The organism is Fictibacillus tiangongensis, assembly GCF_048083785.1.
In the GTDB taxonomy this organism is placed as follows: domain Bacteria; phylum Bacillota; class Bacilli; order Bacillales; family Fictibacillaceae; genus Fictibacillus.
On record NZ_CP182294.1, the window covers coordinates 3,373,118 to 3,393,566 of the forward strand.

20 protein-coding genes are annotated in these 20,449 nt (G+C 41.8%); 2 read left to right on the top strand and 18 right to left on the bottom strand.

Going from position 1 to position 20,449, the window contains the following annotated elements; all coding sequences use genetic code 11:
* Window positions 1-31: 31 nt before the first annotated feature.
* The 8 genes from gpmI to cspD form a co-directional block, all read right to left on the bottom strand.
* Complete coding sequence (gene gpmI, locus ACNJYY_RS17960) at window positions 32-1,564, bottom strand: 2,3-bisphosphoglycerate-independent phosphoglycerate mutase (protein WP_416729500.1); 1,533 nt, start codon at window positions 1,562-1,564, stop codon at window positions 32-34.
* The gene (gene tpiA, locus ACNJYY_RS17965) at window positions 1,561-2,319 is read right to left on the bottom strand and encodes a triose-phosphate isomerase (RefSeq protein ID WP_416729501.1); all 759 of its coding nucleotides are present in this window, start codon (window positions 2,317-2,319) and stop codon (window positions 1,561-1,563) included. Before tpiA ends, gpmI begins: the two co-directional genes overlap by 4 nt.
* Before the next feature lie 210 nt (window positions 2,320-2,529).
* Window positions 2,530-3,714 (bottom strand): phosphoglycerate kinase, encoded by a 1,185-nt coding sequence (locus ACNJYY_RS17970; RefSeq protein WP_416729502.1) that lies wholly within the window; start codon window positions 3,712-3,714, stop codon window positions 2,530-2,532.
* Between the two features lie 129 nt (window positions 3,715-3,843).
* Window positions 3,844-4,851, bottom strand: coding sequence for a type I glyceraldehyde-3-phosphate dehydrogenase (gene gap / locus ACNJYY_RS17975; RefSeq protein ID WP_416729503.1), 1,008 nt, complete (start codon window positions 4,849-4,851; stop codon window positions 3,844-3,846).
* Window positions 4,852-4,931: 80 nt separating this feature from the next.
* Window positions 4,932-5,954, bottom strand: a complete 1,023-nt coding sequence (locus tag ACNJYY_RS17980) for a sugar-binding transcriptional regulator (protein ID WP_416729504.1) — start codon at window positions 5,952-5,954, stop codon at window positions 4,932-4,934.
* A 282-nt stretch (window positions 5,955-6,236) separates the two neighbouring features.
* Entirely contained in the window at window positions 6,237-6,482 is a 246-nt protein-coding gene (locus ACNJYY_RS17985) for a glutaredoxin family protein (protein WP_416729505.1), read from the bottom strand.
* A gap of 249 nt (window positions 6,483-6,731) precedes the next feature.
* Window positions 6,732-8,060, bottom strand: coding sequence for an RNA polymerase factor sigma-54 (gene rpoN, locus ACNJYY_RS17990; protein ID WP_416729506.1), 1,329 nt, complete (start codon window positions 8,058-8,060; stop codon window positions 6,732-6,734).
* Window positions 8,061-8,276: 216 nt separating this feature from the next.
* Complete coding sequence (cspD, locus tag ACNJYY_RS17995; protein WP_066245685.1) at window positions 8,277-8,477, bottom strand: cold-shock protein CspD; 201 nt, start codon at window positions 8,475-8,477, stop codon at window positions 8,277-8,279.
* Between the two features lie 334 nt (window positions 8,478-8,811).
* On the opposite strand from cspD, the gene yvfG reads away from it, so the two are divergent.
* Window positions 8,812-9,027 (top strand): protein YvfG, encoded by a 216-nt coding sequence (yvfG, locus tag ACNJYY_RS18000; protein WP_066245683.1) that lies wholly within the window; start codon window positions 8,812-8,814, stop codon window positions 9,025-9,027.
* A gap of 218 nt (window positions 9,028-9,245) precedes the next feature.
* Window positions 9,246-9,848, top strand: a complete 603-nt coding sequence (gene clpP, locus ACNJYY_RS18005; RefSeq protein WP_137791692.1) for an ATP-dependent Clp endopeptidase proteolytic subunit ClpP — start codon at window positions 9,246-9,248, stop codon at window positions 9,846-9,848.
* 54 nt (window positions 9,849-9,902) lie between these two features.
* Here clpP and ACNJYY_RS18010 read toward each other — a convergent pair whose 3' ends face one another.
* From ACNJYY_RS18010 to ACNJYY_RS18055, 10 genes are all read right to left on the bottom strand, one after another.
* Window positions 9,903-10,880, bottom strand: coding sequence for a zinc-binding dehydrogenase (locus tag ACNJYY_RS18010; RefSeq protein WP_416729507.1), 978 nt, complete (start codon window positions 10,878-10,880; stop codon window positions 9,903-9,905).
* A 140-nt stretch (window positions 10,881-11,020) separates the two neighbouring features.
* Window positions 11,021-12,553 (bottom strand): anthranilate synthase component I, encoded by a 1,533-nt coding sequence (gene trpE, locus ACNJYY_RS18015; protein ID WP_416729508.1) that lies wholly within the window; start codon window positions 12,551-12,553, stop codon window positions 11,021-11,023.
* 279 nt (window positions 12,554-12,832) lie between these two features.
* Complete coding sequence (locus ACNJYY_RS18020) at window positions 12,833-13,132, bottom strand: hypothetical protein (RefSeq protein WP_144698098.1); 300 nt, start codon at window positions 13,130-13,132, stop codon at window positions 12,833-12,835.
* Between the two features lie 139 nt (window positions 13,133-13,271).
* Complete coding sequence (locus tag ACNJYY_RS18025) at window positions 13,272-13,529, bottom strand: HPr family phosphocarrier protein (RefSeq protein ID WP_416729509.1); 258 nt, start codon at window positions 13,527-13,529, stop codon at window positions 13,272-13,274.
* A 38-nt stretch (window positions 13,530-13,567) separates the two neighbouring features.
* Window positions 13,568-14,509 (bottom strand): DNA-binding protein WhiA, encoded by a 942-nt coding sequence (gene whiA / locus ACNJYY_RS18030; RefSeq protein WP_066397610.1) that lies wholly within the window; start codon window positions 14,507-14,509, stop codon window positions 13,568-13,570.
* A 40-nt stretch (window positions 14,510-14,549) separates the two neighbouring features.
* Complete coding sequence (locus ACNJYY_RS18035) at window positions 14,550-15,500, bottom strand: gluconeogenesis factor YvcK family protein (RefSeq protein WP_416729510.1); 951 nt, start codon at window positions 15,498-15,500, stop codon at window positions 14,550-14,552.
* On the bottom strand, window positions 15,501-16,376 hold the full coding sequence (rapZ, locus tag ACNJYY_RS18040; RefSeq protein WP_416729511.1) for an RNase adapter RapZ: 876 nt from the start codon (window positions 16,374-16,376) through the stop codon (window positions 15,501-15,503).
* A gap of 51 nt (window positions 16,377-16,427) precedes the next feature.
* A complete protein-coding gene (locus tag ACNJYY_RS18045) occupies window positions 16,428-16,886 on the bottom strand; it encodes an NUDIX hydrolase (protein WP_066397616.1) in 459 nt (152 codons plus the stop codon).
* A 499-nt stretch (window positions 16,887-17,385) separates the two neighbouring features.
* Entirely contained in the window at window positions 17,386-18,342 is a 957-nt protein-coding gene (gene trxB / locus ACNJYY_RS18050; RefSeq protein ID WP_066397626.1) for a thioredoxin-disulfide reductase, read from the bottom strand.
* Between the two features lie 84 nt (window positions 18,343-18,426).
* Window positions 18,427-20,052 carry a tetratricopeptide repeat protein gene (locus tag ACNJYY_RS18055; RefSeq protein ID WP_416729512.1) on the bottom strand — a complete coding sequence of 542 codons (1,626 nt, stop codon included), beginning with the start codon at window positions 20,050-20,052 and terminating at the stop codon, window positions 18,427-18,429.
* Between the last annotated feature and the right edge of the window lie 397 nt (window positions 20,053-20,449).

A 20,449-nucleotide genomic window follows, 5' to 3' on the forward strand; every position in this document is an offset into this window, starting at 1 on the left:
AAGAGTCTCTGTACATATTCCGTAAACAAACTTATTTGATTAACGATTTACCTGTCATTTCTTTCGGTTGCTCTCCACCTATAAGGTTTAAAACCGTTGGTGCAAGATCGGCCAAGATTCCGTCTTGACGCAGTTCTAATCCTTCTTGTGTCACAATTACAGGAACAGGATTCGTTGTGTGAGCCGTCATCGGATTGCCTTCCATCGTAATTACTTCATCAGCATTACCGTGGTCAGCAGTAATGATCGCAGCGCCACCTTTTGCAAGGATCGCATCGACCACTTTTCCTAAGCACTCATCCACTGTTTCAACTGCTTTAATCGTAGGCTCAAGCATGCCTGAGTGACCTACCATGTCAGGGTTGGCAAAGTTTAAGATGATCGCATCGTGCTTATCTGCTTCAATCTCTCCAACAAGCGCATTCGTTACTTCATAAGCACTCATCTCAGGCTTCAAGTCGTACGTTGCCACTTTTGGCGAATCGATTAGGATACGCGTCTCACCTGGAAACTCTGCTTCACGTCCTCCACTGAAGAAGAACGTTACGTGTGGATACTTTTCAGTTTCAGCAATACGAAGCTGTTTAAAGTTTTGTTGTGATAAAACTTCACCCAACGTGTTGTCTAGGTTTGTAGGTTTGAATGCTACATCTCCATCAACCGTCTCACTGAAGTGTGTCAAACATACGAAGTGAAGGTTTTTCGGGAACGCTTCACCGCGGTCGAATCCACGGAAATCTTCGTTCGTAAACACTTGTGAGATTTGGATCGCACGGTCAGGACGGAAGTTACAGAAGATAACTGCATCTCCATCTTGAACGGTTGCAACAGGCTCTCCGTTTTCTTGTTTTAAAACAGAAGGAAGAACGAATTCATCATGAACACCATTGCTGTATGAATCTTCAACAACTTCAAACGGATCTTTGTAATCCGGTCCTTCACCATAAGCCATTGCGCGGTATGATTTTTCAACTCGGTCCCAACGCTTATCACGGTCCATGGAGTAGTAACGACCAGAAAGAGTTGCGATCTCACCAACACCGAGTTCATTCATCTTGTCCACTGTTCTTTGAATATAGCCTTTAGCTGATTGCGGTGGTACATCACGCCCGTCCAAGAATCCGTGCAGATATACCTTTTCCACGTTCTGCTTTTTAGCTAGTTCTAATAGTGAAAGAATGTGTTCGATGTGGCTGTGAATACCACCATCAGAAAGCAATCCAAAGATATGAAGTGCTTTGCCAGTCTTTTTCACATGATCCATCGCATCAATAAACGTTTGATTTTCGTAAAAATCTCCTTCTTTGATCGATAGATTCACGCGTGTCAAACTTTGGTAGACGATACGTCCTGCACCAATGTTTAAGTGACCTACTTCCGAGTTACCCATTTGACCTTCAGGAAGTCCAACGGCTTCCCCACTAGCTGTTAGTTGAGCGTGCGGATACGTTTCCCAGTAGCGGTCAAAGTTGGGCTTTTTCGCTTGTGCAACAGCATTACCTTTGTCTTCATTACGGCAAGCAAAACCGTCTAAGATGATTAAAGCTACTGGTTTTTTACTCATCGGCTAACGCCCTCCAGAAGCTGAAGGTAAGATTTTGGCTCAAGGCTAGCTCCGCCAACCAAAGCGCCATCAATATCAGACATATCCATTAATTCTTTAATGTTGTCAGGTTTAACACTGCCGCCGTATTGAATACGAACAGCATCTGCAACATCTTGAGAGAATTGATCTGCTACAACACTGCGGATGTAAGCACATACTTCGTTCGCGTCTTCAGAAGAAGCTGTTTTGCCTGTTCCGATCGCCCAAACTGGCTCGTATGCGATAACCGTTTGTTTCATTTGCTCATCTGTTAGACCAGATAAACCTTTTTCAGTCTGTTCTTTAACAACATCCTTCGTCTTGTCTGCTTCACGCTGTTCAAGCGTTTCACCCACACAAACGATTGGAGTCAGACCATGTTTGAATGCAGCATGTGTCTTTTGGTTAACTAGCTCATCTGTTTCACCAAAAAGTTCACGACGCTCAGAATGTCCAAGAATAACATATTGAACGTTTAGATCTTTTAGCATAACAGGGCTGATTTCACCTGTGAACGCACCACTCTCTTCAAAGTGCATGTTTTGTGCACCGATCGCAAGCGGTGTACCTTCTGACTCGTCTGCTAAGCTGTCAAGGAACAGAGCAGGAGCACAGATTACAGAGTCAACAGTTTCAGCTGAAGGTACAAGACCTTTCACTTCTTCTACAAAACTGCGTGCTTCGGTTAACGTTTTATTCATTTTCCAGTTACCTGCAATAATAGGTTTACGCATTCTTTTCACCTCTTAAAAGTGTTTCTTTTAGGGTAGTGCTAAAGGTTATCCACTTACTTCTTTGACAAGTTGATTGGAGTGGAAGGTGTGAGACTCCTGCGGGACAGGCCGGCAGGTGAGACACTTATACGTGAAACGTACGAATGTGGCTCACCGCCTGCCCCGCGGAAAGCGAAGCACCTGAAGCGGAAATCGACCGCCCACCAAAGCTTACTTGTCGTTTAAAGCTACTACGCCTGGAAGCTCTTTACCTTCCATGAACTCAAGGGAAGCGCCGCCGCCTGTTGAGATGTGGCTCATTTTATCAGCAAGACCAAACTTCTCAACAGCTGCAGCTGAATCTCCACCACCGATAACGCTGTACGTGTCAGTTGCTTCTGCTAGTGCGTTTGCTACTGAACGAGTACCGTTTGCGAATGCGTCGATCTCAAATACACCCATCGGTCCGTTCCATATTACAAGCTTCGATTCTTTAATAACCTTTACGTACTTTTCGATCGTTTTTGTTCCGATATCAAGCCCTTCCCAGTCAGATGGGATAGAATCGATCGCTACTACTTTCGTGTTAGCATCGTTCGAGAAGTCGTCGGCTACTAAAACATCCTCAGCAATCAGGAAGTTCACGCCTTTTTCTTTCGCTTTTTCCATGAAACCGCGAGCTGTTTCAATCTTATCTTCTTCTAAAAGAGACTTCCCTACATCATGGCCAAGCGCCTTAATGAATGTATACCCTAAACCACCGCCGATGATCAGGTTGTCAACTTTGTCTAATAGATTGTCGATTACGTCAATCTTATCCTTAACTTTTGCACCACCGATGATAGCAGTGAAAGGACGGTCAGGATTTGATAGAGCTTTTCCTAGCACTTCAAGTTCTTTTTCCATCAACAAACCTGAAACGGCTGGAAGGTGCTTTGCAATTCCTTCTGTTGAAGCATGCGCTCTGTGAGCTGCTCCGAAAGCATCGTTTACGTACACATCAGCGAGTGCAGCAAACTTTTGTGCTAATTCAGGATCATTCTTTTCTTCACCTGGGTAGAAACGAACGTTCTCAAGTAAGATCACGGCGCTTTCTTCTAAGTTAGCGACTGCTTTTTCAACTTCTTCTCCATAAGCTTCATCCGTTTTTACAACTTCTTTTCCAAGAAGCTCGCTTAAACGTTCTGCCACTGGAGTTAGACGAAGTTCTTCAACAACTTGTCCTTTTGGACGTCCCAAGTGACTTGCTAAAAGAACTTTAGCGCCTTGCTCTGTTAAGTATTTGATGGTAGGAAGAGCAGCGTTGATACGCGTTTCATCCGTAATGTTTCCATCTTTCATAGGTACGTTAAAATCAACACGGCAAAATACGACTTTGCCTTTTAGATCAATGTCACGAACACTTTTTTTGTTCATAAGTAATGCAGCCTCCTGACTAGTAAAAAGATTAAAAGAATCAGCAATCTCCCAGGTTTTACATGGGAAAGAGGAGTAGAAGCCTGTTTGAAACGACTTCTCCCCCTCCTTATTGTTCTTCTCTATCTATTAAAGTCCTTTTTTAGCGATATAGTCAATTAAATCTACAACGCGGCTAGAGTATCCAGTTTCGTTATCGTACCAAGATACAACTTTAACCATGTTTCCTTCCATAACCATCGTAGAAAGAGCATCGATTGTAGAAGAGTGAGTGTCGCCATTGTAGTCAGTAGATACAAGCGGCTCTTCAGAGTAGCCAAGGATTCCTTTAAGGTTACCTTCAGCTTCAGCTTTAAGTGCTGCGTTTACTTCGTCAACAGTAACTTCTTTGTCAAGTTCAACAACTAAGTCAACTAGAGATACGTTTGGAGTTGGAACACGCATTGCCATACCGTTAAGCTTACCTTTAAGTTCAGGAAGCACTAGAGAAACTGCTTTAGCAGCACCAGTTGATGTTGGAATGATGTTCTCAGCTGCCGCACGAGCACGACGAAGATCTTTATGTGGAAGATCTAGAATTTGCTGATCGTTTGTGTATGAGTGAACAGTTGTCATCATACCGCGCTTCACGCCGAATTTTTCGTGAAGAACTTTTGCGAATGGTGCAAGACAGTTAGTAGTACAAGATGCGTTAGAGATAACATCGTGGCTAGCTGCATCGTACTTGTCTTCGTTAACACCAAGAACTACAGTGATATCCTCATCAGAAGCAGGAGCAGAAATGATTACTTCTTTAGCGCCAGCTTCTAAGTGTTTAGCAGCGTCTGCACGCTTAGTGAAACGTCCAGTAGATTCAACAACTACTTCTACACCAAGGTCTCCCCAGCCAAGTTGTGCTGGATCGCGCTCAGCTAAAACTTTGATTTCTTTGCCATCTACAATAAGTGCATTTTCCTTAACTTCAACAGAACCAGCGAATTTGCCGTGTACTGTGTCATGCTTTAATAGGAAAGCAAGAGTGTCAGCATCTGTTAAGTCGTTTACAGCTACAACTTCTACCTCAGGGTTGTTGAATGCTGCGCGGAATACATTACGGCCAATACGACCGAAACCATTAATACCAATTTTTGTTGCCATGTAAAATGACCTCCTTGATTTAAGAGAGAATTTATTTTTTATATAAAGGGAAATCCCCTTAATAACGAAATGGAAAAGAACTATGAGTTACCCAATAGTTGCCGGGCAGCTCCTTCGTCCGTGATTAAAACCTTTTTCGGACCGTGTTTCATGAATGCTGCAATCGCATCGGATTTAGAAGATCCGCCTGCTACTGCCATGATGAAATCACTATTCTGCAGCTCATCTAGCTGCAAGCCAATCGTGCGTACGCGGTGAACCACTTCACCCTGCTGATCGAAGTAATAGCCAAATGCTTCTGCAACAGCTTTTTCTTCCTCCAGCTTTAGTAAAACCGATGGGTTAGAGTTTCGGCGTACTGCCATTGTTTTAGCATCGCCAATCCCGTGAAGCACTATACCAGCGGAGTGTATGAGCTCCATGACTTCTTTAACTCCAGGCTCAGCCATCAAAGAAAGATACGTTTCTTTGCTTAACTGATCGGGCAGATGAAGCAGCCTGTATTCCCCGTTCGCTTTTTGAGCCATCGTGGAACAAATGGTGTTCGCTTGGTTCTCAACTTTCTCACCAAGTCCGCCTCGGGCAGGAACGAACAATAATTGTTGTCCCTTTTGTATAGGTGTCATCATCTCTGCTACTGATGCGAGTGTTGTTCCACCCGTTACAGCAATGATGTTCTTTGCTGACAGCTGACGCTTCAATCGGTCTGCTGCTGCTTTACCCATATCATTTTTTACCCAAACATCTTGATCACTGTCACCCGGTACTACGATGACTTCTGACAGATTTAACATATCCTTAAGTTTCGATTCTAAAACATGCAAACCAGACAATTCTTTCATCATCTCAGATAGCTCTACTAAAATATCATGCCCCTCTGATGTTAGTGACATGCCAGCGGTCTGGATGTTTAGAAGTCCTTGATCTTTTAAAAACGAAACTTCAGAGCGCAGTACGCGTTCTGTCAGGTTCAAGGTTGATGCTAAACTTCTTCTTCCAATAGGTTCATGGATTCTTACAACATTTAAAACGTTGTATCGCTTTCGCATCGTTTCTAGAAGATCTGGCAGCAACTTCTTCTGTATCTCTATAAGTTTTTTCATTGCACATTCTCCTGATTCAATGAGATGAACGATTAAGCTTTTAAGGAAGTTTAATGATAAACCAGTTGGACTTTTTATGTCCCGGTTAGTCATTTTTTGTCCCATTAACTTAAGAAAATAACTTGGTTTAACCCAAGTCCCAATATTACCTATTGTAGATTACCCTGAAAGTGATCTTTTAAAACGTGCCAGCCTTCACTTTTTGTCATAAAAGTGTCAGATTTCTCTCTGGCAAGTTTATATTATCAAATAGTCTCCCTACATTTCAACAACTTTTACTTATTAAAAATTAGTAAGCGCTTTCTTTACTTTACTTTCGGATAAAATTCCAAAGTCGACTTCTTTTCCGTCAAATTCAACAACCGGAATCATCAGACCGTATTTTTCAAGAAGGAGATCATCTTGATAGATGTCGATCAATTCTAGAGAAAACGGAATCTCCTGCTGCAGCTTCTGTAATAGTTTATGCGCCTCATCACAAAGTGGACAATGTATTTTCGTGTAAAGTATGACTTTTTTTTCACCCATCTTTAGTGCTCCTTTGGTTTTTATTATGCTGTTATGTATGCGCTGTTGCTTTTGAGAGTTGTTGATTTCCGATCCAGATTGCTCGCTTTTCATATGGTGGACGGTGAGCATCCTGCCTAGAGGCAGGGGCTAGCCCCTTCCACATTTCGGACTGACCGCCCGTCTTGTAGAGTCTAGGTAAACTTGCGCTCTTTTTAAAAAGCAAGGCGGCAAATAAAAAGGACTTCTCCGTGAGGAAAAGACCTTGTTTTAAGAGGTATACCTTTTCCGTTTTGAAGAAGATGGTATGTTTAATTCTTCCCGGTATTTTGCTACCGTCCTTCGGGATATCGTGAGACCGCTGTTCTTTTCTAAGAGAGAGGCGAGCATCTGGTCGGATAAAGGTTTTGTTTTATCTTCGCTCTCTACCAGTTTCTTAATCTCCGATTTAGCAGAGGTTGCCGAAACGCTTCCTCCATCTTGCGTAAAGATTTTTGCTGTGAAAAATGATTTTAGTTCAACAGCCCCTTTTGATGTTTGAAGCACTTTATTTTTGACGGCACGGCTTACCGTTGATTCATGTACACCAATTTCATCTGCTACTTCTTTTAAAGTGAGTGGTATCAAATCCGATCGGTTGAATGTTACAAAATACTTCTCTTGTACTCTCACGATTTCTTTCGTTATGTTAAGCAACGTTTCTTTTCTTTGTTCTAGCGCCTTTTTTAACCAATTAAACTTTTGGAACGAATCATCTAAAAACTTCGATGTTGCGTTTCGTTCGTTCAAGAGTGTGCCATAGCTTTCGTTCAGCTTTAACATCGGTGAGTACTGCTCGTTCACCGCAATGTGAAACTTTCCGTTCTCTTCGGTTACAGAGACATCTGGATACAAATAAGCTTGATCGCTGGCAGGAGCGTATGCTGCTCCTGGGCGAGGATCAAGGGTTTGAAGAAAATCAGCTGCTTCTTCAACTTCATGAGGTGTTACATTCAGATGAGTAGCGAGCCATTTCATCTTACGCTCTGCAAGCTGATCAAGATACTGATCGACGATTATGTAGCTTAACGTGTGTTGGAGATGCTGGTCTTCAAGCTGAAGCAGCAGACATTCCCTTAAATCCCGCGCCCCGATTCCAACAGGTTCTAACGTTTGAAGAAGAGCGATCAGTTCTTCACATTTTTCAACCGTCGTATGAAATCGATCAGCCGTTTCTTCAGCAGAGACAGTAAGGTACCCGCTTTCGTCTACACTTAACAGCAAATATTGAAAGAGTTTTTGATCCTGCTCTTGAATCGGTAGAAGGATCGATTGCTTATATAGATAATCAAAAAGAGTTTCTTTTTCTATGATTAGATGCTCAAGTGGCTGATGATCTCCACCCGATCGGCCATTGACTCCATTTTTTCGTACGTTCTTCTTTAATGTCGTGAACATGCCCTTTGGTTCTGCAATTTCAATGAGCGGGTTTTCTAACGCCTGCTCTTGAAGATATGAAGTCAGTTCATAACTGGGAACTTGTAAAATGGCGATGGCCTGACGCAATTCAGTTGTCATGACAAGGTTCATGCTCTGTTGTTGAAACAAACCCATTTCCATTCTAGATCCCCCCTATTTCTTCATCATACTACAGATGTAAGCGCTATACATCCTACAAAATTTGGGGTCTGACCCCACACAAATACAAATCCCTCGAATATGTATTTGTGAGGAAGACAAGTAGCTCTTCAACCTCCCCATGGGAACCATGAATTCTCAGCCTACAAAAAAATGCCAGCACCGCCCGAAGGCAGTCTGGCATTTTAAACTTTACTATTAAAGTTTTGTTACGTTAGCAGCTTGTGGTCCACGCTCGCCATCAACGATTTCGAAAGATACTTCTTGTCCTTCTTCAAGAGACTTGAAGCCTTCTGATTGAATCGCAGAAAAGTGAACGAATACGTCGTTTCCGCCTTCAACTTCGATGAAGCCGAAACCTTTCTCAGCGTTGAACCATTTTACTTTACCATTTTGCATGGGTGTTTCCTCCTTACAAACGCTATGTAAGCGTTTTAACTCTTTTAACCGACTTACTATGTAAATAAAAAGGCATAAAAAAATGCGCACTCATCTGAATAATTCTGAAGTGGATTTTAAGTGTTCCACTTCTTATTCAAAAAGTACGACCGCTTTAAATCCAAAAGATATTCACAACGTAAATGGTTGAATTAACTATAACATGCTGAAATGCAATTGTCAAAACAAGGGATAGAAATTTTATAATACTTTTGCATACACAATTGATAGGCTATGATAGATAAAGAACATGAACCTTTCATGATTGGTTTTACGAATGAAGGAGGAACACCAAGTGAGCGAAGCATTTTCAGTACCTTATTTTAAAGAGAACTTTCAGCAATACATAGAACGCAATAAAGATGTTTTTACGAAAACACATGCGATGAATGCGTATTACCGTTCGATCGTCGGCACGCTGATCAACGACAATCTTAACAAAAACAGTGAAATCGTCCGACGCATACGCAACCTAGAAACCGCTTATATTGAAATTAAAAACGAAAACTAGCGCTTATATTTCTGTAATAAGGGTATTGTTTTCTAATCTAGAGGTTTAAAATCCTGCTTCAAGCGGGCATTATGATGATAGCCCATACATAAGGTGTAAGAAGGATATTGAGCATTGCTGGCGAAATGAGTTACATACAGCATATTGTTTGACCTTGTTTGACCTTTTTTGTATGATGACAGTACAGTTTAACTTGAAAAAGGAGAAGGAGGATTTCCATGAACTTAATTCCAACAGTAATTGAACAAACGAACCGTGGGGAGCGCGCTTACGATATCTACTCCCGTCTATTAAAAGACCGTATTATCATGCTTGGTAGTGCGATCGACGATAATGTTTCAAACTCAATCGTAGCACAACTTCTATTCTTAGCGGCAGAAGATCCTGATAAAGACATCTCGTTATACATAAACAGCCCAGGTGGTTCGATCACAGCTGGTATGGCGATCTATGACACGATGAACTTCATCAAGCCACACGTTTCCACGATCTGTATCGGTATGGCAGCATCTATGGGTGCCTTCTTACTTGCAGCAGGGGAAAAAGGAAAACGTTATGTGCTTCCAAACTCTGAAGTTATGATTCACCAACCTCTTGGAGGAACACGTGGTCAAGCAAGTGATATCGAAATTCACGCTCGCCGTATCATCCAGATGCGTGAACAGCTGAACAAGATCCTTTCTGAAAAAACAGGCCAGCCGCTTGAAGTCATCGAGCGCGACACAGACCGTGATAACTTCTTGCTTGCAGAAGATGCGGTTAAATACGGATTGGTTGATAAACTGATCACATCAGTTGATAGCACAGATATTAAAAAATAATAAGGCAATATAAAAACTGGACTGCAGAATCTGCAGTCCAGTTTTTTGTGTGGCTTATAAAACAGCAACAATCTTTCCTTTAACATGTCTTTCAGAAAGTTTGATGAGTCCAGCTGGTACTTCTTCAAGTGAGATCTTTTCAGAAATAATAGCTGAGATCTTTCCTTCAACGACAAGCTGAGCTAATTCTTCATTCATTGTTGCTAAATCCTTTAAAGCTTTTACTGAATTCGAGAAATGCGCAGCACCAAGTGCGATCTCATGAAAAGAAAGAGCCTGACTAAAAGGTTTTACTGCAGAATAATCAGGATTTCCTGCAATAAATGCTATTTGCCCATTAAATCCGATGCTTTTTAGTGATTCAGTTGCATTTTCGCGGCTAACCGTGTCAAGTACAGCATCGACTCCAACTTCGTCTGTAAGTTCCATAACACGTGCATGTACGTCTTCTGTTTTATAAAAAATCACGTGATCGGCACCAAGACTTTTTACGTACTCCTCATTTTCAGGAGAACATGTTGTGAATATGGTAGCTCCGATCTGTTTAGCCAACTGGATAGCAAATCCGCCGACACCACCAGCACCACCGTGAATCAGAATCGTCTCACCTTGCTGGAGGTTCATTTTTCTAAAAAGTGCTTGGTATGCTGTCATCCCTGCACAAGGAAGAGCCGCTGCTTCTTCAAAAGATAGCTCATCAGGAATTCTAGCTAAAGAATGCGCGGTTGTCACAGCATATTCAGCAAAGCCGCCATTTTTCATAAAATTCCCATGAAAGAACACACGGTCTCCCTGCTTGAATTCAGCTGCGCCTTCCCCTGCTTCTTCAACAATCCCCGCTGCGTCAACACCAAGAATGTGAGGATAATTCCAGGCAGGATTGCCGTTTGTAGCAGTCTTGTAGTCCACAGGATTGAGGCCAGCAGCTTTGATACGAATTAAAACTTCACCTGGTCCTGGGGAAGGTTTTTCAGTTTCTTGAACCTTCATCTCACGCCACATGTTTTTATCTTCAAGCATTAAAGCTTTCATCTATACTCGCCCCTTTAAGTTCGTCATTTAAAAGAATATAAGGGACAGTATATCCATTTTCAACATTTGATAATAGCAATCTGCTCAGAGGAGGATGGCTTCCTGGCCCTTTGTGTTGCTTATAATTGACGTGAGTGTCCTTACCGAATAGACAAAACGGGAGTTTGTATTTGTCTGGGGTCTGTCCCCCCCTCGATTGCTTTCAGCATGGCTTTCGCTTTGTTGACCGTTTCTTCGTACTCTCGCTCTGGAACCGAATCCGCTACGACGCCAGCACCTGCTTGAACGTAGGCTTTTCCATCCTGAAACACAATCGTCCGAATCGCGATGCAAGAATCCATCTGGCCGTTAAATCCTAAGTACCCGATGGCACCACCATACACGCCCCGCGATTGTTGTTCGAGTTCAGAAATGATCTGCATGGCTCTAACCTTTGGTGCACCTGAAACGGTTCCGGCCGGCATACAAGATCGGAGCGCATCGAAGAAGTCTTTCTCTTTTTGTAATTTACCTTTCACGTGTGACACCATGTGCATAACATGTGAATAACGCTCGATCTCCATATATGAATCTAGTTCTACGGTTCCGTACTCGCTCACTCTGCCTACATCGTTTCTTCCGAGATCAACAAGCATGACATGCTCTGCTCGTTCTTTTTCATCAGCAAGCAAGTCCTGTTCATAAGCTAGATCCTCCTGAAGCGTCTTTCCTCTTGGACGTGTTCCCGCGATCGGTCGGTTCTCCACACATCCATCATCCACTTTTACAAGAAGCTCTGGAGACGCACCAACGATATAAGCATCCTTTGATTTGTAATAATACATATACGGTGAAGGGTTCATGGAACGAAGAAGTCGATACACATCGAAAGGATCTGCTTCGGTCTCTTGTTCGAATCTCTGTGATAATACGACCTGAAAAACATCTCCGGTTTTGATATACTCCTTCGCTTGCTTCACCATGTAACAAAACTCATCTTTTGTATGTGAAGAACGGACTTCATTTTTTTTCATTTCCGTTAGTGGAGTTTCTGAAGGAACAGCTTTCTTTTTTACAGGCTGCTGCAGCTCTTCATATGTTCTCCGAATTCTGTTGCACACTTGTTCATATTTTTCTTGTAAGGTTTTTTCGTTATCATCAGGAGAAACGTGCAGATTGCACACAATCGTTGTTTTTTGCTTAAGATGGTCGAATACGATGACCTCATCTGTAAACAAAAATTCCATTTCATGTTCTTGTTCAGATGGAGATTTTGGCCTTGGCACATTTTCAAACGTATGAATCAAATCATAGCCGAAAAAGCCAACAGCGCCTCCTGTGAACGGAGGCAGAGAAGAGTGTTTAGGAGATTTGTATCGTGATACATACTCTTTCACAATATCTAACGGAGAACCTTGCTTATGGATCGTTTGTTTTTCATTTATAAATGTGATATTAACTTTCTTTCCTGATGACGAAACCACCAAGAAAGGCTTTCTGCCAATATACGAGTACCTCGCCCAGCGCTCTCCGCCTTCAACACTTTCAAGCAAAAAAGCATGTTCTTCATGACGAACTCTCTCAAACTGAGAGATGCACGTTTCATGGTCAGATAGGTAAGTAAAACCGATTGGAATCACATTAAAGTTTTCTTTTGATAGAGAAATGACTTCCTCTACATTTGGCATAAACATGTTTAATCCACCTCTTTCAAAAAATAAAAAACCTCTCGCTTTTTACAGCGGAGGCTGATGTTTGCATCATAAATAAACTAAGAAAGAGGTTTAATCGGAGGATTAAAATACTCTCAACTCAGCTCAAACTATGCTCTCTTTTCTCCACTCATCTCAACTCTTACTATTCTCCTGATTAGTGATTAATATATAGGGTTACCCACATGTTGTCAACTCTCATTTAAGGAGAGATCTCAGCAGTTTAAAGTAAGCTGTTTGATATCGATTCTATAGATTTATTTATCGATAAAACGAATGCCGAATCACCCATACCCAGCACACACTAAAAAATAGAATGAGACTGAAGATGATTGTAATCATAAACGCAAGGCCAAGGAACAATCCTGAACTTGCTGGACCTAGCAGCGAAAATCCAGCTAACGCCAAAGGATATAGAAATATAAAGATCAGCATCAGAACCCAAAAGATCAAACGTGCCGTACTTCTTCGAGGTCTTATCAGGTAAAGTGTAAGAAGGATATTTACAATCGTTAATCCTGCGGCAAACGACCAGTCATGCATAAAACTTGTATGATGCAAAGTAATCGCCTCCCTTTTCCTCTTATACAGTATATTGAGAGAACGATAGTGGCCAACCCTGTAAAATTGAAAAACCGCTATTTTGTCCTTTCCATATGGACAAAATAGCGGTTTGTAATTGTGTGGGGTCAGACCCCTATTATTCTGCTTTGGAAACAAAAGCTGCTAGGGCTTCGACAGCTTCGTTCTCATCAGGGCCATCAACAGCGAGTACAAGCTCACTGCCAGACCCTAAAGCTAAGCTCATGATCCCCATGATGCTCTTCGCGTTCACTTTCTTGCCTTCCTTCTCAACAAATACATCAGATGTGTAACGGTTTGCTTCTTGTACGAATAATGCTGCTGGTCGTGCTTGCAGTCCGCTCTTCAACTGCACGGTTACTTTCTTTTCAACCATTCTACCTTACCTCCTCTAACCTTATCTCTCTATAAACATCAATGGATGGGTTGACCGTTTCTAATTTTCGTTGCGATCTCATCTATCTTGCGTAATCGGTGATTAACACCTGATTTACTTACAGGGCCGGATGATACCATCTCACCTAGCTCTTTAAGGGTAATCTCTTGATGTGTGACCCTTAGTTGCGCGATCTCGCGCAGCTTATCTGGAAGTGTTTCAAGCCCTACCTGTTCATCGATGAATTTGATGTTCTCGACCTGTCTCATAGCAGCACCTACTGTTTTGTTAAGGTTCGCTGTCTCACAGTTCACGAGTCGGTTTACTGAGTTACGCATATCTTTTAATATTCTGATGTCCTCAAAGAACAAAACAGCATGATGAGCGCCGATCAGAGTAAGAAACTCTGAAATCTTTTCGCCATCCTTTAAATAGATGATGTACCCTTTTTTACGTTCTAGAACTTTTGCTTTAAGTTCAAAGGTGTTCATCAGTTCAGCTAATGCAACCGTATGCTCTTCATACATCGAGAATATTTCTAAGTGATAGCTTGTCTCTGGGTGGTTTACGGACCCACCTGCTAAGAACGCACCTCTCATGTATGCACGGCGGCAGCAGCTTTTCTTATTAAATTCCTCTGCGATGTTGCGGGTAAACGTAAAAGCTCCATCAATAATCTTCAAATCTTCCAACAATGCTCTTGATTCTTCTGAAACACGTACAATGTAGACATTATTCTTTTTCAAGCGCATCTTTTTTCGTACTAATAGCTCTACGTGATAAGGATATACACGTTTGATCAACGTATAGATTCTTCTTGCAATAGCAGCATTTTCAGTTGGGATATCGAGAATCAATTTTCTGTTGCTGAAAGAGATGGAACCATTCATTCGAATCAAGGCAGCTAACTCTGCTTTTTTACAGCAATCTTTCAGTTCAAGCTGCGTTAATTCTTTTTTTGTATCTGCAGCAAAAGACACCTGCATCACCACCTCTCTTCCATCCAATTCAATCCGTATTCTATTTTTCTATAAGTCCTAACAATAAATCAGAAACACGCTGTGCATCGTGTCTGACAAGCGTTCCGTATTGGATAATGTTGTCGCACAACAAACCGATGCCGAACGACTTTAACCGTTCCTCATCATACTGAACTTGTGATGCGCCTTCTTCCAAGTATAGATCCAAGTATTCTGGCGGAATCTTTTCATTGTTCGCGATCACAACGTCAATAAAATTGTGCCCCACATGATCGATTAATGCCTGAATATGATCACCAGCCGTGTAGCCCGTTGTCTCACCAGGCTGCGTCATCACATTACACACATAAACTCTAGGAGCCGTTGCCTCACGGATGCTATTAGAGATTCCGTTCACTAGAAGGTTCGGCAGGATGCTCGTATACAAACTACCTGGGCCGATCACGATTAAATCCGCTTCTTGAATCGCTTTCACGCTTTCACGCAGCGGCTCGATCCTTTTATCAGATAAAAAGACGCGTTTGATTTTCTTATTCGACAGCGGGATCTTAGATTCCCCCTGAACAATCGTCCCATCTTCTAATTCGGCACATAAAATTATACTGTTTTTCGCTGCAGGGAGTACTTGTCCTCTTACGTTTAAAACGCGGCTAAGTTCCCGAATTCCTGTTAAAAAATCTCCCGTAATATCGTGCATGGCAGCAAGAAGCAAGTTTCCAAGCGAATGACCCGTAATTCCGTCACCCACTTTAAACCTATGCTGAAACATTTTTTCTACAAGCGGTTCTACTTCAGAAAGGGCGGCGATCACGTTTCTCACATCACCAGGAGGAGGCATATCATAATCCCTCCTCAACCTTCCAGAGCTGCCGCCGTCATCTGCAACCGTAACGATAGCAGTGATATCAACTGGATAGCGCTTTAAACCACGGAGAAGAACAGAAAGGCCTGTTCCTCCGCCAAGCACTACCACTTTCGGCTGCTTATTCATTTAAACTTTATCCTTTCCCATATCTCTGTGAGAGCTGAATGTCACATATTCTTTCGAAAGTGAATTTCCGATATATTCAGCTAGAGCTACAGAACGATGTTTTCCGCCTGTACAACCGATCCCGATGATCAGCTGACTCTTGCCTTCTCTTTTATATTGAGGAATCATGAACTGAAGCAGATCGAGCAGTTTTTCTAAGAACATGTTCGTTTCTGGCCACTTCAATACATACTCAGAAATATCTGCTTCAAGCCCTGTTCGTGGTCTCATATGTTCGATGTAATGCGGGTTGGGCAGGAAACGAACATCGAAAACTAAATCAGCGTCGATCGGCATTCCATACTTAAATCCAAAAGACATCACGTTAATCGTAAACGGATGAGCGGCATTTGCAGAAAAGCGCTGAATGATACGTTCACGCAACTGAAGAGGCTTTAAGTCAGATGTATCTAATACTTGCTGAGCTCTCCCCTTTAGTTCTTCGAGCATCTCACGCTCTTGCGTGATGCCTTGAAGCGGGTTTCCGCTCTTCGCTAAAGGATGAGAACGTCTTGTTTCTTTGTATCTGCGTACAAGAGTTGCATCTTTACAATCTAAATATAAAATCTGCGGCTGAACATCAGACGAGATGGCAAGTTGATCGAGCGTTGAGAACAACTGATCAAAAAATTCTCGACCACGAAGGTCCATAACAAGTGCCACCTTGTTCAGTTTACCTGCAGATTCTTGCATTAATTCTACAAATTTAGGGAGTAGTGCAGGTGGTAGATTATCAACACAGAAAAAGCCTAAATCTTCAAAGCTCTGCATGGCTACCGTCTTCCCGGCCCCTGACATTCCTGTAATAATCACCATTTGTACATCATGTCTTTCCATGTCATTTCCCCCCAGTTAGCTATGTTTCATTTGTATGCGACCCGTCTTAACTTATGCAGGGTCTAAACGATAAGAAAGCAGTTCAAAATCAGGTGTATATGTGAATGTGCCAAATATCATGTTGCTGCCACTCGTCATATAGTCAAGAATGTGATGATCTCCTGGCGCCATTGGAAGTTCACGTACTTCTTCAACCGGCTTCCAAGAAAGAATCCCTTCTTCACATTCATCTAATGCAACACCTTCTGAGTCTGTTGCAAAAAAGGTAAACATCATCCACTCTGATACGATTTTGTCGCCTTCTTTTATAATAAAATTAAACACACCTTTAAGCTGCGGATTCTTCAGATAGATTCCCGTTTCTTCACGGTACTCTCGTATTACAGAATCACGGATCGATTCGGTAGACTCCATCTTTCCGCCTGGTGCTACCCACCAGCCCCGTCTAGGCTTTTGAAGTAAAAGCACTTGATTATCTCTTATTAACACACAGTTTGTTACTCTTTGCACTTGTTTTCACCTCAGGGCTATGTCCTACTTTTTAGTATACTAAATTATGTAACCCCTCACAATACAGAGGCCTCAAGGGTTGAACGTAGTTTAGCATTCTAATTTATGGTATTTTGCTTTTCTTATTATGTGAAAAAAGAACCTATTAAATGAGTTTGAAATATCAGTGATGTTTTTGAAAGTAGCTGTTTTCCGTTCCAGATGCTCGCTTTCCGCGGGGCAGGCGATGAGCCACATTCGTACATTTCACGTATAAGTGTCTCACCTGCCCGCCTGTCCCGCAGGAGTCTCGCACCCTACACTTCAAACAGTTTGTCTATGATGAGAACACAAATAAGGAAAAAAACCCTTCCGAGTGTGAGCCTTTTCCATGCTTTATAAAAAAACAAAAAAAGGACACGAAGCGTAGCTTCGTGTCAAAGTCTTGCCTTTATAAAAAGGGGGTCAATTTCTTATTTTTAATATACCCCACAATTGTTTCATCACTGTTACAATCACATTAATTGGAAGTTACGTTTTTTAACTTCTCTGTCAGAGTTTCCACGTAGTGCTGAGCCGCTTGTGCAGCGATACTTCCATCACCTGTAGCCGTAACGATTTGACGAAGTGTTTTTTCACGGATATCTCCTGCTGCAAAGATACCAGGAATTCTTGTTTCCATCTGTTCGTTCGTTTCTACATAGCCGTTTTCGTTCGTGATGCCAAGATTTTTAAACGCAGCGTTAAGTGGCAGCATTCCGATATAGATGAACACGCCATCTGCTGAAAAGTCTTGTTCTTCTCCAGTTTCAGAATGAACTAATGTCACTTTGTTCACTTTGTTGTTTTCACCGTGAATCTCTTTAACCGAATGATTCCAGATAAAATCGATCTTTTCGTTATCAAAAGCACGTTGTTGAAGGATCTTTTGTGCACGAAGTTTGTCACGTCTATGAACGATCGTTACTTTAGAAGCGAAACGAGTCAGGTAAACACCCTCTTCAACAGCAGAGTCACCACCGCCGACAACGACTAATTCACGGTTCTTAAAGAACGCTCCATCACAAACCGCACAATAAGAAACACCGCGTCCAGAGAATTCTTTTTCTCCTGGAATGCCTAGCTTCTTATATTCAGCACCTGTTGAGATGATGATCGAACGCGCTTTGTACGTTTTGCTACCGGCATGAATCGTCTTGTACTCTTCTCCATCAACGATTTCTTTTACATCACCATAAGCGTATTCAGCACCGAATTTTTTTGCGTGCTCAAACATTTTGTTTGAAAGTTCTGGTCCAAGAATGTGATCAAAACCAGGATAGTTTTCTACATCTTCCGTATTAGCCATCTGTCCGCCAGGGATACCTCTTTCAATCATGATCGTATCCAAGTTCGCGCGTGATGTATAAACCGCTGCAGTCATACCAGCTGGTCCTGCACCAAGAATAGCTACATCATAAATTCTTTCTTCAGTCATTAATGCCCACTCCTTATATAAGGAAATTCTTATTTACTATATCTCTATCCTATTCGCACATAGGAGTAAAGTCCATCATTCTGCTCAAACGTTGCGATTCACCCAACCGATAAGTTTTTTTATCCGTAGTGACAAAACAGAAACGGTGATTTCGTATTGCTCAGCAATCCCTTTTTGGGTGGAACGCCCTTTTTGCTTACGAGCTAAGTGATCGATTGCCGCAGCAATTGCTTTTTGGTTATCAAAGATTCGCTCACCTGTCATTTCTGCAAACTTAATAGCTTCTGCCCAATAAAACAATACGTGCTCGTCAAGTGCAGAACCCCTCTCTTTTACAGAAAGAAGAACATCCAGTGCCATACTGATTATCTCAGATGCTGTACCCACTTCTACAGAAGTGTCATCATGAACAAGTTTCACAGCTCGTTCTGGCTGATGTTCAAGCATAATCGTTGCCGCAATTTCTTTTACAAGTAACGACTCTTCTTTTCTAAGACAAAAATCACGAAGCGTCTCATAAGCCTCTTCATTTTTATTCCCTCTAAGGAGAAATAAATGCGTAATTTTGTTTTTTTCCAGTCCTTTACGAACTTGCTGAATATGTTCCATCGCTTTCACTTGACGATCTTTTTTCGGTTTGTTCTGATTGTTAGTCGGAATGCGGTATTGATAGTCCCCGCCTGTGATCGTCAGCTCATCTTTTTGCGCCTTTTCCAAATAAAAAGGAGCAACTTGACCTTCAGGATCAAGATCGATTACCTTTTTCCATGTTTTAAGAGAAAGGTCCTTTTGTCCAAGCGCATAGTACGATACCGCCAGCATATGTGTGGTTACAGGATCGTATACAAATGACGATTTTCTAAGAGACTGTAGCCATTTATTCGCATACAAATGCTCTTCTAATAAGCCGAACGTATTTCCTAATTTATAACGATGTTCAGGATGCATCGGATGCACCGTTTTTAATCGTTCAACAAGCTTACCACCAGGTTCGTCCATCCCTAAATGGAACAGAAAAATAGCAAGGTTGCAGAGTGCGTTTAAGTTACCAGGATTCTTATCCAAAACATCTTGAAGAACATCCATCGCTTCATCAAACTCGCTCTTATAAAAATGAGTGAGTGCTAAGTTATTATACGCCGCCCAAAACTTAGGATGATTTGAAATGATCTCTCTTAACTGTTGTTGGGCAAGTGGTAGATCTCCTCGCTCGATCGACTGCCTCGCTTCATCATGAAGCTTGATCAGCTCTTCTTCCGTTGACAGGGGCAAGCTAGAAGTCTTGCTTCCTGTTTCCAGTGAGATAAGATCTAACAGTTCTTGTGTATCTTCCACAAATTCACCGTTAGGATCAATCGCCATATATAAACGAGCATGTTCTTCGGCATCACCATACATGCCTAGATGCGCAAAGTTATTCGCAAGAAAGAAATGACATTCTGAAAGATCAGATCCAGATTGTTCTAAAGCGTTCAGCAAGTACTTATTAGATTCTTCATATTCTCCGATCTCAGCGAGCGTTGAAGCAAGCTGACATAAAAAAGAGGGCTCTTCCGGCTGGAAAGTGACGGCCCGTTCAAACATTTTTTTTGCTGTATATAGATCACGCCTGTTATAGGCTTTTATTCCTTTTTCAAAAAAGTAATCCCCATCCTGGATAAAGGGAAGAACACGGCCGCTAGCTGCACTGGCCCGTTTTTGTTTATGCATATTTGGTTCCTCCATCTACTTATGTAAACTTATATACTTCTATATCGTTCCGTTTACAAAGTTTTCAACCAAAAAATTATAACACAGGCGAAAGTGACTAACACCCCTTAGACTGTAAATAATGTGCAGGAAACTTTCGACAAAAAATGATGGATGGGTGACAGTCTGTATGAGGCAAGGAATCCGGGGTTTGAATGTTATTGCGAAAAGTTTGGGACACTTTGGTGGGGCTTATAAAACTTTGGAATCGATCATAAATCTCCGGAATCGATCATAAATCTCTGGAATCGATCATAAATCTCTGGAATCGATCATAAATCTCCGGAATCGATCATAAATCCCTGGAATCGATCATAAATTACTTTAAACGAAAGAAATATACAAAAAAGGACAACCA